At 74.0% G+C, this 13,838-nt stretch carries 13 protein-coding genes; 8 read left to right on the plus strand and 5 right to left on the minus strand.

All coding sequences use genetic code 11. The features are described from left to right. Positions 1–55 precede the first annotated feature (55 nt). Entirely contained in the window at positions 56–1,150 is a 1,095-nt protein-coding gene (locus ABD331_RS35430; RefSeq protein WP_344484772.1) for a hypothetical protein, read from the plus strand. Here the strand turns inward: ABD331_RS35430 and ABD331_RS35435 are convergent. From ABD331_RS35435 to ABD331_RS35450, 4 genes are all read right to left on the minus strand, one after another. Beyond that, positions 1,147–1,950: a hypothetical protein gene (locus ABD331_RS35435; RefSeq protein WP_344484775.1), complete on the minus strand. Its 804-nt coding sequence runs from the start codon at positions 1,948–1,950 to the stop codon at positions 1,147–1,149. The two genes, ABD331_RS35430 and ABD331_RS35435, sit on opposite strands and share 4 nt — an antisense overlap. Continuing rightward, the gene (locus ABD331_RS35440) at positions 1,947–2,870 is read right to left on the minus strand and encodes a WxL protein peptidoglycan domain-containing protein (protein ID WP_344484778.1); all 924 of its coding nucleotides are present in this window, start codon (positions 2,868–2,870) and stop codon (positions 1,947–1,949) included. The genes ABD331_RS35435 and ABD331_RS35440 overlap by 4 nt, the downstream gene beginning before the upstream one ends. Positions 2,871–2,963: 93 nt before the next feature. After that, positions 2,964–3,980: a hypothetical protein gene (locus ABD331_RS35445; RefSeq protein ID WP_344484781.1), complete on the minus strand. Its 1,017-nt coding sequence runs from the start codon at positions 3,978–3,980 to the stop codon at positions 2,964–2,966. Between the two features lie 74 nt (positions 3,981–4,054). Continuing rightward, positions 4,055–4,894 (minus strand): hypothetical protein, encoded by an 840-nt coding sequence (locus ABD331_RS35450; protein WP_344484784.1) that lies wholly within the window; start codon positions 4,892–4,894, stop codon positions 4,055–4,057. A gap of 112 nt (positions 4,895–5,006) precedes the next feature. Between ABD331_RS35450 and ABD331_RS35455 the strand changes: the two genes are divergently transcribed. The 7 genes from ABD331_RS35455 (at position 5,007) to ABD331_RS35485 (ending at position 11,651) form a co-directional block, all read left to right on the plus strand. Then, positions 5,007–5,618, plus strand: a complete 612-nt coding sequence (locus tag ABD331_RS35455) for a hypothetical protein (protein ID WP_344484787.1) — start codon at positions 5,007–5,009, stop codon at positions 5,616–5,618. A gap of 212 nt (positions 5,619–5,830) precedes the next feature. Continuing rightward, entirely contained in the window at positions 5,831–6,778 is a 948-nt protein-coding gene (locus tag ABD331_RS35460; RefSeq protein ID WP_344484790.1) for a heme/hemin ABC transporter substrate-binding protein, read from the plus strand. After that, entirely contained in the window at positions 6,775–7,803 is a 1,029-nt protein-coding gene (locus ABD331_RS35465; protein ID WP_344484793.1) for a FecCD family ABC transporter permease, read from the plus strand. The genes ABD331_RS35460 and ABD331_RS35465 overlap by 4 nt, the downstream gene beginning before the upstream one ends. Then, positions 7,800–8,621: a heme ABC transporter ATP-binding protein gene (locus tag ABD331_RS35470; protein ID WP_425566113.1), complete on the plus strand. Its 822-nt coding sequence runs from the start codon at positions 7,800–7,802 to the stop codon at positions 8,619–8,621. Before ABD331_RS35465 ends, ABD331_RS35470 begins: the two co-directional genes overlap by 4 nt. Then, a complete protein-coding gene (locus ABD331_RS35475; protein ID WP_344484796.1) occupies positions 8,618–9,223 on the plus strand; it encodes a class E sortase in 606 nt (201 codons plus the stop codon). Before ABD331_RS35470 ends, ABD331_RS35475 begins: the two co-directional genes overlap by 4 nt. A gap of 1 nt (position 9,224) precedes the next feature. Further along, positions 9,225–9,395 (plus strand): hypothetical protein, encoded by a 171-nt coding sequence (locus tag ABD331_RS35480; protein ID WP_344484799.1) that lies wholly within the window; start codon positions 9,225–9,227, stop codon positions 9,393–9,395. A 3-nt stretch (positions 9,396–9,398) separates the two neighbouring features. Further along, entirely contained in the window at positions 9,399–11,651 is a 2,253-nt protein-coding gene (locus ABD331_RS35485) for an HtaA domain-containing protein (protein ID WP_344484802.1), read from the plus strand. Between the two features lie 63 nt (positions 11,652–11,714). On the opposite strand, the gene ABD331_RS35490 is transcribed toward ABD331_RS35485, so the two are convergent. Further along, complete coding sequence (locus ABD331_RS35490) at positions 11,715–13,829, minus strand: beta-galactosidase (RefSeq protein WP_344484805.1); 2,115 nt, start codon at positions 13,827–13,829, stop codon at positions 11,715–11,717. Positions 13,830–13,838: the final 9 nt, after the last annotated feature.

Here is a 13,838-nt window from a genome sequence, read left to right on the forward strand (position 1 = left end):
GCGCCCGCCGCCGCGGCCGCTGGGGGGCGGGCGGAGGGCGCGCGGGAGACGTTCCATGACCAAGCACGCTGACTTCAAGCGGCGGGTACGCGCCCGCATGGCCAAGACCGGCGAGTCGTACGCGATCGCGCGCCGCCGGCTGCTGGGCGAGCAGCCCACGCCCACCGAGGAGCGGATGGCGGCGGCGCTGCACATCAGCAACGGCGACTGCACCGACCTGGCGGGCACCGGCCTGGCCAGGCACATCGTGTACTGGCGTGACGTGCTGCACGAGGGGCCCGTCCCCGCGCTGGGGCACGAGGAGCTGCGCCGGGTCAGGGCCGCGTTCCTGATGGGCGCGGACGCCGACGACCACGCGGAGGGCACCCGCATGTTCCAGCAGCGAGACGCCGCCGTGGAGGCGCACCGCGACGGCGAGTACGTGCTGTGGTTCGAGGCCGACCTCTACGACCAGCTCCAGATCGTGGAGATCCTGTCCCGCCTGGCCGAGCTGGAGGTGCCCGCCGGGCGGGTCACGCTGATCTGCATCGGGGAGCATCCCGGCATCGCCCGCTTCGGCGGCCTCGGCGAGCTCCGGCCCGACCAGCTCGCCGAGCTGCCCGCCACCCGGGCCTGCGCCACCCTCACCCCGGACGCCCTCGACCTGGCCACCCGGGCGTGGGCCGCCTTCCGCGCCCCCGCGCCCGACGGCCTGCCCGCCATCGCCGCCGTCCGCTCCAGCGAGCTGCGCTTCCTCGGGGAGGCCTTCGAACGGCTCAGCCGCGAGTACCCCTCGACCCGCGACGGGCTCTCCCTCACCGAACGCCGCATCCTCGCCGCCGCGGCGCAGGCGTCCACGGCGGGTGAGGTGTTCGTGCGCGCCTCGGCCCGTGAGGCCCGCCCCTACCTCGGCGACACCTGGTGCTACGCGGCCATCGACCGCCTCGCCCGCGCCCCGCACCCCCTGCTGTCCGCCCTGCCCGCGGACGGCCCCGCCGGGCCCGCCACCGAGGTCCGCCTGACCGGCGCCGGCGCGCGGGTGCTGGCCGGCGAGGCCGACCACGTGACGCTCAACGGGATCGACCGGTGGATCGGCGGCGTCCACCTGACCGGCCAGGACGTGCGATGGAGGTGGGACGAGGGCAGGGAATGCCTGACGGGGTGGGACTAGGGCGAGGGAACCCGGACGGAGAACACGATCCACGCGGTCGTCAGGTGCAGGGGGACGGCCAGGAGGGCGAGCAGCCCGAGCGGGTAGACGGAGTCGCCGGTGCGGAGGACCGCGTCCTGGATCGTGCCCGACACCTCGAACGCGCCGAACACCGGCGCCTCCAGCGGCACCTCCACCCGCACCGTGCGCTGCTCGCCCGGCTGGATCGTGCCCAGCTCCGGCGGGGTGATCGTCGCGCCTGGCGCGCCCTTCGGCCCCGACGCCAAGGTGATCGGGGGGTCGGTGGCGGGGGCGGCGCCGTCGTTCCTGATCGTGATCTCCAGCGGGGTGGTGCCGGACAGGCCGAACAGCCACCACCACGACGGGCCGTCGGGCAGGCTCGTGTTCACGATCGTGAGCTTGGGGTCCAGGCGGGCGGGTGCGGTGGACGGCGCTGCGGTCTGAGGGGCGCCGGTCAGGGTGACAGGGGTCGTCACGGTGGTGGCGGCTGTCACGCCGGTGGCGGCGATCACGCAAGGGCATGCGGCCGGCGGGGGTGCGAGGGTGAGGGAGGCGGTGGCCGTGCCGGTGGTGAGGACGACGGTGGTGACGCCGGTGGAGACGGCGCAGTCGGCGGAGCCCGCGCGGCGGTCGTTGCCGCACAGCTCGATGAGCACGTTGCCCTGGGGCCAGCCGGACAGGGTGACGGTGATCGTCTCACCGGCCGCCGCCTGCGCCCGATCGAGGCTGATCGCGGGCGCGGGTGTCATGCCCAGCAGTGGGCTGAGCAGCGTCCACGTGAGCAGGACCGCCGTCCTCATTGCCGCCGCCGGCGCCGGACCCGCCGCAGCACGACGACCGTCGCGGCGACGGCGACCAGGCAGGCGACGAGCAGCGCCCACGGCACGGCCCACCGGCCGGCGGCACGCGCGATCGGCTCGGAGACGGCCACCCTCGGGCTCAGCTCCACCGTGGCGGTGACCCGCCCCGCCGGGAACACGCCCTCGAACCGTTCCCTGACCGTCAGCGAACTCCCCGGCAACACCTCCGGCAGCTCCTTGCCCCGCTCCCCCAGCGCCCACCCCAGCGGCCCCGCCAGGCTGACCTGGCTGCCCGCGCCGAGCCGCACGTTGCCGGTGTTCCGCAGCGTGTACGTGACCTCGGCCCCGCCCCCGGCGAATGGATTGACCGGATTGTCGTAAGCCACGTCCAGGGAGGTGAACTGGACGGAGGGCCGCAGCGGCCCCGCCACCCGCAGGTAGACCCGCGCCGCCACCCGCCTGTCCACCTTGATGCGCTGCCCGTCGCCCGACAGCGACTCCCCCGACACCGACCCGATCACCCCGCCCACGTGATCGCCAGGGGTGGCGTCGGCGGGCACGGTGACGGCGAACGGGACGTCGGCCCGCTTGCCCGGCGCGATGGTGTGCGTGGCGGTGGAGACCGCGATCCAGGTGCCGACGTCGGTCGGGCCGCGGTCGGCGGTGAGCAGCGCGAACGATCCGTCGGGCGTGGTGAAGGCGTCGGTGCCGTAGACGTTGACGGTCAGCGGCTCGGTGCCGAGGTTGGTGACGGCCACGTAGTCGGTGAGGGTCTGACCTGGCTGGACGTCGTAGACGAAGTAGTCGCGGCCGGTCGGGCCGCTCGCCGAGGACGGCTGGACCGCCCAGCGGAACTCGTCGGCGCCGCCGGGCATGACCCAGCCGGCCAGCAGGGCGAGTGCGGCGACGAGCTGCTTCATGATGATCCTTCGTACGAAGAGGGGATGGGTGCTGGCCGGGCCGTTAGCCTTCGGGGTGAGGGTGGTGGACGATTGAGGCGTCCACCACCCCGCCTATGACAGCGTGAGCGTCAGCGTGGCGCTGTAGCTGCCCGGCTTGGCCCCGGACGGGATGCCGAGGTTGAGCCCGGCGCCGCAGTCCGTCGTGCCGGCGCCCTTGCCGGCGGCGGCGGTGCACAGCGCGGCGGCCGTGCCGAACCCGGTGCCCGGCTGCACCGTGCCGCCCGGCGTGACGCCGTCGCCGGTGGCGGCAGGCGTCCAGCCGAGCTGGGCGGCCGGGATGGTGCCCGCGTCACCGGTGAAGTCGCCCACCTGGCCGACGAGGCTCCACCCGGAGGCGCTGCCGCGCTGGTCGGTGACGGTGGCGGTGTTCATCTGGCCGGTGGCGGTGCCGCCGACCGTCGCGGCCGACAGGGCCACGGCATTGCCCGCCACCGACAGCGACAGGGCGCCGCCGGTGACGTTCACGGACAGCGTCTGGTCGGCCGAGGCGACGGGGCCGGAGCCCGGATCGGGGTCGGGATCGGGGTCGGGGTCTCCGCCGCCGGTCTTCCAGGTGACGGGGATCTGCACGTCCTGCGAACGGTCGCCGCCCCGCGTGTGGTCGGCCCTGGTGTAGATGACGCACTGCACACCGGCCGCCGTGCAGTCGGTGCCCTGGTCGTCCACGGCCTTGACGTCCAGGTTGAGGTCGAACCCGCCCTTTCCGTTGCCTTCGTCCGTGTACGGCTTGGCGATGCCGACCCCGTACGGCGGCGGGTTGGACGAGATCCAGTACATGCCGTGGCTCTGCCCCGTCATGTCGATGCCGCCGACGCACGGCGTGGCCACCTGCCCCGCGCCGTTGGACACGCACAGCGCCAGATAGATGCCCTTGTTGAGGTCGTATCCCGTCCCGGTGACCCGGATGCTCTCCCCGGCGGGATCGATCTCGGCCTTGGCGGCCGTCAGCGTCTGGCCCTCCGGCCCGCTGGCGCCGGCGTCCGCCAGGGCGGGTCCTGCCAGCGAGCCGAGGGCGAGCGCCATGCCGGTCACCACCACTGCGGCGCGCCGCAGCTTCATGGTGCTCATGGTCCTCACTTCCTGTTGAAGGGGGTTCGGGGCGTGACGCCCCGGGTCGCGCCGGAAAGGCTCCGGCGACGTCTCTACCGGCGGGCGCCGGCGCGGATCTCACGGCCGATGAACATGAGCATCCCGCCGCCCGCGAGGACGGCCAGGCCGATCACGGTGGCCATCCACACGTCCACGCCGGTCTTGGCCAGTTGGGTGCGCTTGGTGGGCTTGGGGGTGGGCGTCTGCTCGACCTTGGCGTCGATCTGGGTGTCGATGTCGGTGTCGCCGCTCGGGCTCGCGCTGGCGCTCGGGCTCGCGCTGGTGCTGGTCGAAGGGCTGGTGCTGGTCGAAGGGCTGGTGCTGGTCGAAGGGCTCGCGGACGGGCTCGCGCCGGGAGTCGTGGAGCCGCCTCCCGTGAACGTGAGCGGGATCCGCACGTCCTGCGTACGGTCGGCGCTGCGCGTGTGGTCGGCCCTGGTGTAGACGACGCAGGTGACCCCGGCCGCCGTGCAGTCGGTGCCGATCTCGTCCTTGGGCTTGACGCTCAGCCTGATGCTGAAGCCGCCCTTGCCGCCGCCCTCGTCGGTGTACGGCATCGCGAGGTCCTTGCCGTAGTCGGGCGGGTTGGAGGAGATCCACTTGGAGCTGCCGCTGCTGCCGCTCATGTCCACCCCGCCGACGCAGGGCGTGGCGAGCTGACCGGCGCCCTTGTCCACGCAGACCGCCACGTAGATGCCCTTGGCGAGGTCGTAGCCCTTGCCCGTGACGGTGATCTCCTGACCGCCCGGTGCGAGCGCCGCCCCGGACACCGTCAGCGTCTGCCCCTGAGGGCCGGTCGCCGACTCGTCGGCGGCCCGCGCCGGGTCTGTGAGCGGGCACAGCACGCTCGCCAGGATTCCCGCCGCGATCAGCGGTCGGGCCGTAACCCACACGTGGACACTCCCTTGTCTCGCCTGTACATTGATCTCACTCTTGTTAGGTGAGCCTTACCTAAGTTAGCCGCGCGTATTGGATCACCTCGCGAGGGAGAAAGTCAACATCTTGATGACACGACGTCATAAAGCTGGCGCCTGGGGCCTGCTGCTGCTCCCCTTGGCGCTCGCCCTCTCACCAGTGCCGGGCGCCACCGGCGGCGCAGGTCAGCGGCTCACCGTCTCCCAGGCCGACGGCCTGTCCCCGGACGGGCAGACGATCACCGTCACCGGGTCGGGTTACGACCCCGCCAAGGGCGTCTACGTCGCCTTCTGCGTCCTGCCGAAGCCCGGCGAGCTGCCCACGCCGTGCGGTGGCGGGGTGGACATGTCGGGTGCGTCCGGCTCGTCCAAGTGGATCTCCTCCAACCCGCCCAAGTACGGGGAGGGGCTGGCGCAGGCGTACGGGGCGGGCGGGTCGTTCACCGTGCAGCTCAAGATCAGCCCGGTGATCGGGGTGGCCGCCGAGGGGTCGCAGGTGTTCGACTGCCGTGAGGTCGCCTGCGCGGTCGTCACCCGGGCCGATCACACCCGCACCGCCGATCGCACGCAGGACGTGTTCGTGCCCGTCACCTTCTCGGGCGGGTTCCCCACGGTCGCGGTGGCGGCGGGTGGCGGTGCAGTGCTGCTGCTGGGCGCCGCCGCGGGCGCGGTCGTCGTGGTACGGCGGAGAAGGCGAGCATGAGCCCCACCTCCCGGCCGCGCACCCCACAGCCCGCCCCCCGCCTCGCACCACGGCCTGCACCCCGCCCCGCACCACGGGCTGCGCCCCGCCCCGCACCACGGGCTGCGCCCCGCCCCGCACCACGGGCTGCGCCCCGCTACGCACCACACCCCGCGCCTCAGGGGCGCCGGGCGGCGTCGCTGCTCGGCCTGCTGGTGGCGTTGCTCGTCGCCATGTGCGCATGCGGGTCCCCCGCACGACCGCCCCTGGCCGCCACCACGCGAACACCCCAGGAGCAACCCCCGGCCCCGCCCCTGGAGATCCTCCCCGGCACCCCCGACCCGAAGCTGCCCACCGAGGTGACCTCCGCCGACGGCAAGCAGGTCACGATCACCGACGCGTCCAGAATCCTCCCGCTCACCGGTGCCATCTCCGAGGTCGTCTTCACCCTCGGCCTGGGGAACCGCGTCGTGGGCAGGGACATCGCCGCCACCTTCCCCGAGGCCGCGCACCTCCCCCTGGTGACCCGCGCCCACGACGTCTCGGTCGAGGGCGTGCTGTCCCTGCGCCCCACGGTGATCCTGGCCGACGAGGAGACGGGCCCGCCCGAGGCGATGGAGCAGCTCCGCGGCTCGGGCATCCCCGTCGTCATCGTCAAGCCCGCCTGGAGCCTGCCCGAGGTGGCCCCCCGGATCAAGGCGATCGCCCAGGCCCTGGGGGTGGCCGAGGCGGGCGAGCGGCTGGCCGGGCGTACCGAGGCGCAGGTGAAGGCGGCGCGGGCGAAGGCGCCCGCCGGGGCGGCCAAGCCGCGCGTCGCGTTCCTCTACCTGCGCGGGACGGCGGGCGTCTACCTGATCGGCGGCAAGGGGTCGGGCGCCGACTCGATGATCGAGGCGGCGGGCGGCGTCGACGCGGGCACGGCGATGGGCCTGACGAAGGCGTTCACCCCGATCACCAGCGAGGCGCTGATCGCCGCCCGGCCCGACGTCATCCTCGTGATGAGCAAGGGGCTGCAGTCGGTCGGCGGGATCGACGGCCTGGTCAGGATCCAGGGCATCGCGCAGACGCCCGCCGGGCAGCGCAGGCGGGTCGTGGACGTCGAGGACGGGTCGCTGCTCAACTTCGGGCCGCGCACCGCCCGCGTCCTGGAGACCCTGGTGGAACGGATGCACCAGGCATGAGATCCCGTCGTGGCGCCCTGCTCGTCACCGTCCTGGGGTGCGCGCTGGCCGCCGTGTTCCTGACCTCCGGCGCGAGCGGCGCCTACCCGGCGGGCCCGTCGGACGTGCTCGGCTCCGTCCTGCACAGACTGGGCGCGGGCGCGCCGCTCGACCCGCTCACCGAGACCGTCCTGTGGGACGTGCGTTTCCCGCGCGTGCTGCTCGGCGTGCTCGTCGGCGCGAGCCTCGGCGTGGCGGGCGCGCTGATGCAGGGCGTCTTCCACACGCCGCTGGCCGAGCCCGGCGTCATCGGCGTCTCCTCGGGGGCCGCGATGGGCGCGGTGCTGGCGATCGTCACCGGGTTCACGCTGCTGGGGACCTGGTCGGTGAGCGCCGCCGCGTTCGCCGGCGGGCTGGCGTCGGTCGTCGGCGTGTACCTGGTGGCCAGGAGCCGGGGCCGGGCCGAGGTGATCACGCTGCTGCTGACGGGCATCGCGTTGAACGCCTTCACCGGCGCGGTCATCGGCCTGCTGACGTTCTTCTCCGACGACGCCGAGCTGCGTTCGATCACGTTCTGGACCTTGGGCAGCCTGAGCGGCGCCACCTGGCAGACGGTGCTCGCGGTCGTCCCGTGCGCCGCCGTGGGGCTGCTGGCCGCGCCCCGGCTGGCCCGGCCGCTCGACCTGCTCTCGCTCGGTGAGCGCCCGGCCCGGCATCTGGGGGTGGACGTGGAGCGCGTACGGCTGATCTGCATCGTGCTCGTCGCGCTGCTCAGCGCGGCGGCGGTGGCGGTCGCGGGCATCATCACGTTCGTCGGGCTGGTCGTGCCGCAGCTCGTCCGCATGGTCGCCGGGCCCGCGCACCGGATCCTGATCCCGGCCAGCGCGCTGGGCGGCGCGGTGCTGCTCACCGTGGGCGACCTGGTGGCCAGGACGGTCGCGGCGCCCGCCGAGGTGCCGCTGGGCGTGCTGACCGCGCTGGCCGGCAGCCCGTTCTTCTTCTGGCTGCTGATGCGCACGCGGGCCAAGCAGGGGGGCTGGGCATGAACCCCGCGCGCCCGCCCGCCGGGGCGGCCCCCGCGCGTCCGCCCGCCGGGATGGTGTACGCCGGGGTCCGTGGGGTGCGGTTCGGCTACGGCAAGGCCGAGGTGCTGTGCGGCGTGGACCTGGACGTGCGGGCCGGCGAGGTGCTCGCCCTCGTCGGGCCGAACGGCTCAGGCAAGTCCACCCTGCTGTCGGTGCTGGCCGGGGACGAACGACCGGCGTCCGGCACCGTGCACCTCGACGGGCGGCCCGTGTCCGGGTGGACGGCGCGCGAGCAGGCGCTGCGCCGGGCCGTCCTGCCGCAGCAGCCCGGCCTGTCCTTCCCGTTCACGGTCGGGGAGGTGGTCATGATGGGCCGGGCGCCGTGGGCGCGTACCCCGCAGGAACGTTACGACGAGGAGATCGTCGAGGCGGAGCTGGAGCGCACCGCGACCGCCGGGTTCCGCGCGCGGCCGTTCCAGGAGCTGTCCGGCGGCGAGCGGGCGCGGGTCTCGCTGGCCAGGGTGCTCGCCCAGCGCGCGCCGCTCGTCCTGCTGGACGAGCCGACGGCGGCGCTGGACATCCGCCACCAGGAGGCCGTGCTGTCCATCGCCAGGGAGCGGGCGGCGGTGGGTGACGCGGTGGTCGTGGTGCTGCACGACCTGGCGCTGGCCGCCGCGTACGCCGACCGGGTGGCGGTCCTGTCGGAGGGCGTGGTGGCCGCCTGCGGCGCCCCGTCCGAGGTGTTCACGGACGAGCTGCTGTCGGACGTCTACCGGCACGCCATCGAGGTGATCCCGCACCCGAGGACCGGGATCCCGCTGGTGGTGGCCCGGCGATGAGGCTGCTCGCGGCACGCGCCGCCGGGGCGTTCGGCGAGCTGGCGCTGACCTGCGGGGTCGTGCTGACCTTCTTCGCCGTGTACGGCCTGTACGGCACGGACGGCGAGATCGAGGAGCAGCAGGCCCGCCTGTCCACCGTCTGGGCCGCCACCACCGCCGCGTCCGCTTCTCGTGGCGAGGCCGCTTCCCGGGAGGGGGCCGAGCCGGTGAGCCGGATGAGCATCCCCCGGCTGAAGAAGAGCTGGGTGGTGGTGGAGGGCGTGTCGCAGAAGGCGCTGCGGCGCGGCCCCGGCCACTACCCGGAGACCGCGCACCCGGGCCAGGAGGGCAACTTCGCCGTCGCCGCCCACCGGATCCCGGCGTTCTTCTGGGACCTCGACCGGCTGCGCGAGGGCGACCCCGTCGTGGTGCAGACGCGCGCCGCCACCTACGTCTACCGCGTCACGGAGCAGCTCGTCGTGACGCCCGAGTCGGTGGACGTGCTGGCCGCCGAGCCCGGCGAGCGGCTGCTCACGCTCACCACCTGCCATCCCAGGATGGCCAACTACCAGCGGCTGGTCGTCCACGCGGAGCTGGCCGAGACCGTCAGGAAGGACGTCTGAGATGTACGCCTGGCTCTGGCGGCGCCTGCCGGGCGGGCCCGGCACCCGGCTGCTGTGCTGCGCGGCGCTGCTGGCCGCCGTGGCCGCCCTGCTCTGGTTCGTGATCTTCCCTTGGGCCGAGAGCCTGCTTCCCTTCGACGACAGCGTCGTCGGACCGACACGAGAAAGCTGACCCATGCGCGTACTACGAGGCCTCGTCGCCTCGGTCCTGGCCGCGACGGCCGTACTGACCGCCGCCCCGTCGGCGCACGCCGACACCCTCGCTCTCCGGGCGTCAGCCGACACCGTCGCCATCAGTGAGGGCTCCCTGGACTGGGGCGTCAAGGAGCGTTTCCGCTCCTACATCACGGGCTCCATCGCCCACGGCACCATCACCACCGGCGACGGCGCCACCGTCAACACGGACGGCACCTTCCGCTTCCCGCTGACCGAGGGCGTCTACGACACCGGGCAGCGCACCGCCCTGCTCTCCTTCTCCGGTCAGGTCCGCTTCACCGGCCACAACGGCGCACTGGACCTGGTCGTCGCCAACCCGAAGGTGGCCGTCGGCGAGACCGGCAGCACCCTGTACGCCGACGTCACGAGCCTCCCGCTGGACGGCACCAAGCCCGTCTCCTACCCCCTGGTGGCCTTCGCCGCCCTGACCCCCGAAGCCACCACCGGCGCCATGCCCGCCACCCTCACGGCGGCCGGGGTGCCCGCCTTCGCCGACTTCTACCCGGAAGGCGAGCCGCTCGACCCGCTCACCGTCGCCTACGACGGCCCGACCGGCTCACCGGCGCCCGGCTCCACCGCCCCGGTTCCGGAAGGGGCGGGCGGCGGCCCGGGCGAGCCCGAGGAGGAGTGGACGCCGCCCGGCACCGTCAAGCACACCTCCGAGCCGGTCCCGCCCGGCCTCGCCATCGCCTCGGTGGACGTCGACCAGCGGCGCAACCGCGTCTACGCGGCCGGCGGGGGCAAGGTCACCACGGTGCCGGGAGGCACAGCCGTCGAGATCGCGGGCGCGCAGTTCGTCCGCGTCGATCCTGGCAGCGGTGAGGCGTACGTGCTGAGCGGGCGCACCTACGGCCAGGCCGGCGACCAGAGCGCCGTGGCGCTGTGGCGCGCCGACGGCGCCAAGCTGCTCGACCTGGGCGCCACCTACGCGCAGGACCTCGCGCTCGACCTCGCACGCGACCGCGCCTACGTGATCCACTACGAGGCGGGCGCCAACCTGAGCGACGCCAAGCTCTCCGTCCTGACGCGGGACGGCGACGGCACGTGGACCCGCTCGGCCACCGTCAACCGGCCCTACGCCGCATCGGTGGCCGTCGCCCCGGACGGCACCCCTTACACGGGGGCGGCCGTCAAGCCGGGCGTCGTCCGCCACGCTCCCGGCGATCTCACTCCCACCACGGTCGCCGAGGACGCGTACGGGCTCCTGGCCTTCGCGCCCGACGGCACGCTCTACGCGGGCAGCCTCTTCGGCAACGCCGCCAAGATCACGCCGTCGGGCGTGCAGACGTTCAGGACGGTCCTCTACCAGACGGCCATGCAGGTCAACCCGCGCACCGGCGACCTGTACGTGGCTCGCGCGCTCGGCTCGGACGTGCTGGTCTACCGGGACGGCGAGCTGGTGGAGGAGGGCATCGCGGGCGGGGTCGCCCGGCGCGGCATCGCCATCGGGCCCGATGACAAGGTGTACGTGCCGGACGACGGCCAGGACCGCCTCCTCGTCCTGACCCGCAACCTCTCCCCTGCCGTCACCCGCCATCCGGAGGACGTCACGGCGCGGGAGGGCGAGCAGGTCACCTTCACCGCGTCCGCCTCGGGAACGCCTGCGCCCACGGTGGCCTGGCAGAGCAGAGCGGCTTCTGGCGGGCAGTGGGCCGCCGTGCCGGGTGCGGACAGCGCCACACTGACCGTTCAGGCGGGAGCCGACGGGACGCGGTACCGCGCGGTCTTCACGAACGTCGCCGGGTCCATCGCCACCGAGCCCGCCACCCTTGGGGGTCCGGGGGCGGGATCCGCCACGCAGACGGTCGCCGCCGAGGTGGTCGCGGGGCCGCTGTCGCTCAGTGTGGCGGGCACCGCAGCCGGCTTGTCCGACGTCGCCGCCGGGCAGTCGGCGTCCGGGCAGCTCAACCCGGCCACCGTCACCGACCTGCGCGGGACCGCGGCGGGGTGGAGCCTGGTGGGGCAGGTCACCGACTTCACCTCGACCGGCGGCGGCACCATCGCGGCCGGGTCGCTGGGGTGGGCTCCCCGGACGGACGGCAACGCCTCCCCCGGGCCGGGGGCGGGGCTGGGGCAGGCTGCCACGCTCTGTGCTGCCGGTGCCGGTAGTGGGGGTGGGGTCAGTGCGTGCTCGGCCGGGCTCAGCCTCCAGGTTCCGGACGGCACGCGGGCGGGGGCTTACACGGCCACGCTGACACTGACGCTGTCGTAGCCCGGGCCGTCGCGACCGGTGCGGCCACCACCAGGGCATGGCGGTGGCCGCACAGGGGTCTGGTTACGCCTCTACCAGCACGCGCACGTCCCACGGCCCGAGCCGCAGCTCGGACCCCGCCGCGTGCTCGCTGCCGTCCAGCACGTCACGGACCGCGACCGGGACGGTCACGGCGGTCTCCTGCCAGCTCCAGTTGTGCAGGAACCGCACCCGCCGCCCGTCCCGCGCCGTCGCGCCGGTGGAGGTGACGCCGGACGGGGCCGGGTGCCACGGACTCGGGTCCGGGGCGAGCCAGCGGAACAGGGCCTGCCCGAGTGCGGGGTTGGGGAGGGTGCCGACGCAGGTGATGCGGCCCGCGCCGTGCGCGCGCGTGGTGACGGCGGCGAAGCGGCCGAAGTGCGGGTGCCGGTAGGTGGCCAGCACGTCAGCCCCCTCGGCCAGCAGCCCATCGGCCCACCGCGTGCCAGCCCAGCCACCCGAAGCGCCGTCGGGCACGGCCGGCGTCGCCGCGCCCTCCGGTGACGCGAGCGGCGAGCCCTCCACCGCATGCACAGGCAGCTCACCTTCGAGGTTGCTGAACTCCTCGTACCAGGCCCCCGCCACCTCCGCCAGCCGCGCCGGCTGCACCTCCCGCCGCGCCCGGGCCTCATGATCGGCGTATGCGGTCCGCGGCCCGAGGACCAGGTGCCCGCCGGCCGCCGCGTACGCCTGAAGCCAGTCGAGCGTGGCGTCGTCGGCCACGTACAACCCGGCGGCCACCAGCACGGGATGCCGCCCGGCCACCACCGAGGGCTCCTCCCCCACGGCCTGCCCCGCGTGCAGCACCCGCGCCTGGAGCCCGGCGTCGAAGGCGCCCCGGTAGAAGGCGTCGAAGACGGTCTCGTACGACCGCCGGTCGGGCCCGCCGTCGGCCGTCTGGAAGGGGGGCTGCGCGGCGAGCGCCCACTTGCTGGGGTGCGAGTAGAGCAGGGCGACGTCACCGTCCGGCGTCAGGCCTTCGACCAGGTCACCGGCCTGTTCGAGCTCGGCCCCGATGCGGGCGACCTCCCGGTACGTACGCCCCGGCCGCCCGCTGTGCGGCAGCACCCCGCCCCAGTACGTCTCGGCGCCGAACACGAGCGTCCGCCACTGCCAGTACTCGATCATCGACGCGCCGCGGGACACGAGCGCCCAGGCGGCCTGCCGCCACTGCCCGTCGTAGGCGGGCTGGTTGACCCAGGGCGCGCCGATGGCCTGGGCGTTGGTCTCGGTGACGAGGAACGGCTCCTGACGGGAGGAGTACATGCGGTCGGCCACCCGGTAGAACGCCCACGTGTCGCGGGTGCGCCAGTCCTGGGTGGCGTGCGGCCTGGCGGGCAGGGCGAGGCCGTCCTGCATGGCGTAGTAGGGGTTGCCGGCGGTGACGTCGAGCGCGGCGGTCAGCTCGTCGTCGGCGACGGCGGGACGGTCGTAGGCGATGCAGGTGGTGACGAAGTGTTCCGGGCGGGCGTACTCGCGCACGATGCCGGCCTGCCAGGCGATGAAGCGGGTCACCTCGTCGGCCTGGAAGCGCCGCCACGCCTGCTCGTACTGGGGCTGGGCGTTGCCGTCGGGGGTCCACAGGTCGGCCCAGGTGGACAGCCGGTGCGACCAGTAGACCAGGCCCCATTCCTCGTTGAGCGTCTCGACGTCGCCGTACTGGTGCCGCAGCCGGTCCACGAAGCGCTGGAAGACGCCGTGGTTGTGCAGGAGGTGCAGGCCGGGCTCGTTGTCGACCTGGTAGCCGATGATGGCCGGGTGGTCGGCGTACCGTTCGAGGACGCGCCGGATGACGCGTTCGGCGTGGAAGAGGAACGCGGGGTGGGTGAAGTCCATCTCCTGGCGGGCGCCCCAGCCGATGCGCCGCCCGGTCTCCCGCTCCCCCGCGATCTCCGGGTAGAGGCGGGTCAGCCACGGCGGCGCGGCGTAGGTGGGGGTGCCGAGGATGACGCCGATGCCGCGCTCATGGGCGCCGTCGAGGGTGGGTTGCAGCCAGTCGAGGTTGAAGCGGCCGTTCTCGGGCTCCCAGGTGGACCAGACGGACTCGCCCACGCGGATCACGGAGAAGCGGGCCTCGGCCATCAGGTCCAGGTCGGTCTTCAGCAGCTCGCTGGGATGGTACTCGGGGTAGTAGGCGGCGCCGAAGAGCACTCGCGACACGGATGTTCC

Origin of the sequence: Nonomuraea monospora (assembly GCF_039531895.1) — a bacterium.
In the GTDB taxonomy this organism is placed as follows: Bacteria; Actinomycetota; Actinomycetes; order Streptosporangiales; family Streptosporangiaceae; genus Nonomuraea; species Nonomuraea monospora.

What these genes read in the sequence shown, in the direction of transcription:
- ABD331_RS35430 (WP_344484772.1), top strand. Translation starts at nt 56, where the DNA reads ATGACCAAGCACGCTGACTTCAAGCGGCGGGTACGCGCCCGCATGGCC.
- ABD331_RS35435 (WP_344484775.1), bottom strand. Translation starts at nt 1,950, where the DNA reads ATGAGGACGGCGGTCCTGCTCACGTGGACGCTGCTCAGCCCACTGCTG.
- ABD331_RS35440 (WP_344484778.1), bottom strand. Translation starts at nt 2,870, where the DNA reads ATGAAGCAGCTCGTCGCCGCACTCGCCCTGCTGGCCGGCTGGGTCATG.
- ABD331_RS35445 (WP_344484781.1), bottom strand. Translation starts at nt 3,980, where the DNA reads ATGAGCACCATGAAGCTGCGGCGCGCCGCAGTGGTGGTGACCGGCATG.
- ABD331_RS35455 (WP_344484787.1), top strand. Translation starts at nt 5,007, where the DNA reads ATGACACGACGTCATAAAGCTGGCGCCTGGGGCCTGCTGCTGCTCCCC.
- ABD331_RS35460 (WP_344484790.1), top strand. Translation starts at nt 5,831, where the DNA reads ATGTGCGCATGCGGGTCCCCCGCACGACCGCCCCTGGCCGCCACCACG.
- ABD331_RS35465 (WP_344484793.1), top strand. Translation starts at nt 6,775, where the DNA reads ATGAGATCCCGTCGTGGCGCCCTGCTCGTCACCGTCCTGGGGTGCGCG.
- ABD331_RS35470 (WP_425566113.1), top strand. Translation starts at nt 7,800, where the DNA reads ATGAACCCCGCGCGCCCGCCCGCCGGGGCGGCCCCCGCGCGTCCGCCC.
- ABD331_RS35475 (WP_344484796.1), top strand. Translation starts at nt 8,618, where the DNA reads ATGAGGCTGCTCGCGGCACGCGCCGCCGGGGCGTTCGGCGAGCTGGCG.
- ABD331_RS35480 (WP_344484799.1), top strand. Translation starts at nt 9,225, where the DNA reads ATGTACGCCTGGCTCTGGCGGCGCCTGCCGGGCGGGCCCGGCACCCGG.
- ABD331_RS35485 (WP_344484802.1), top strand. Translation starts at nt 9,399, where the DNA reads ATGCGCGTACTACGAGGCCTCGTCGCCTCGGTCCTGGCCGCGACGGCC.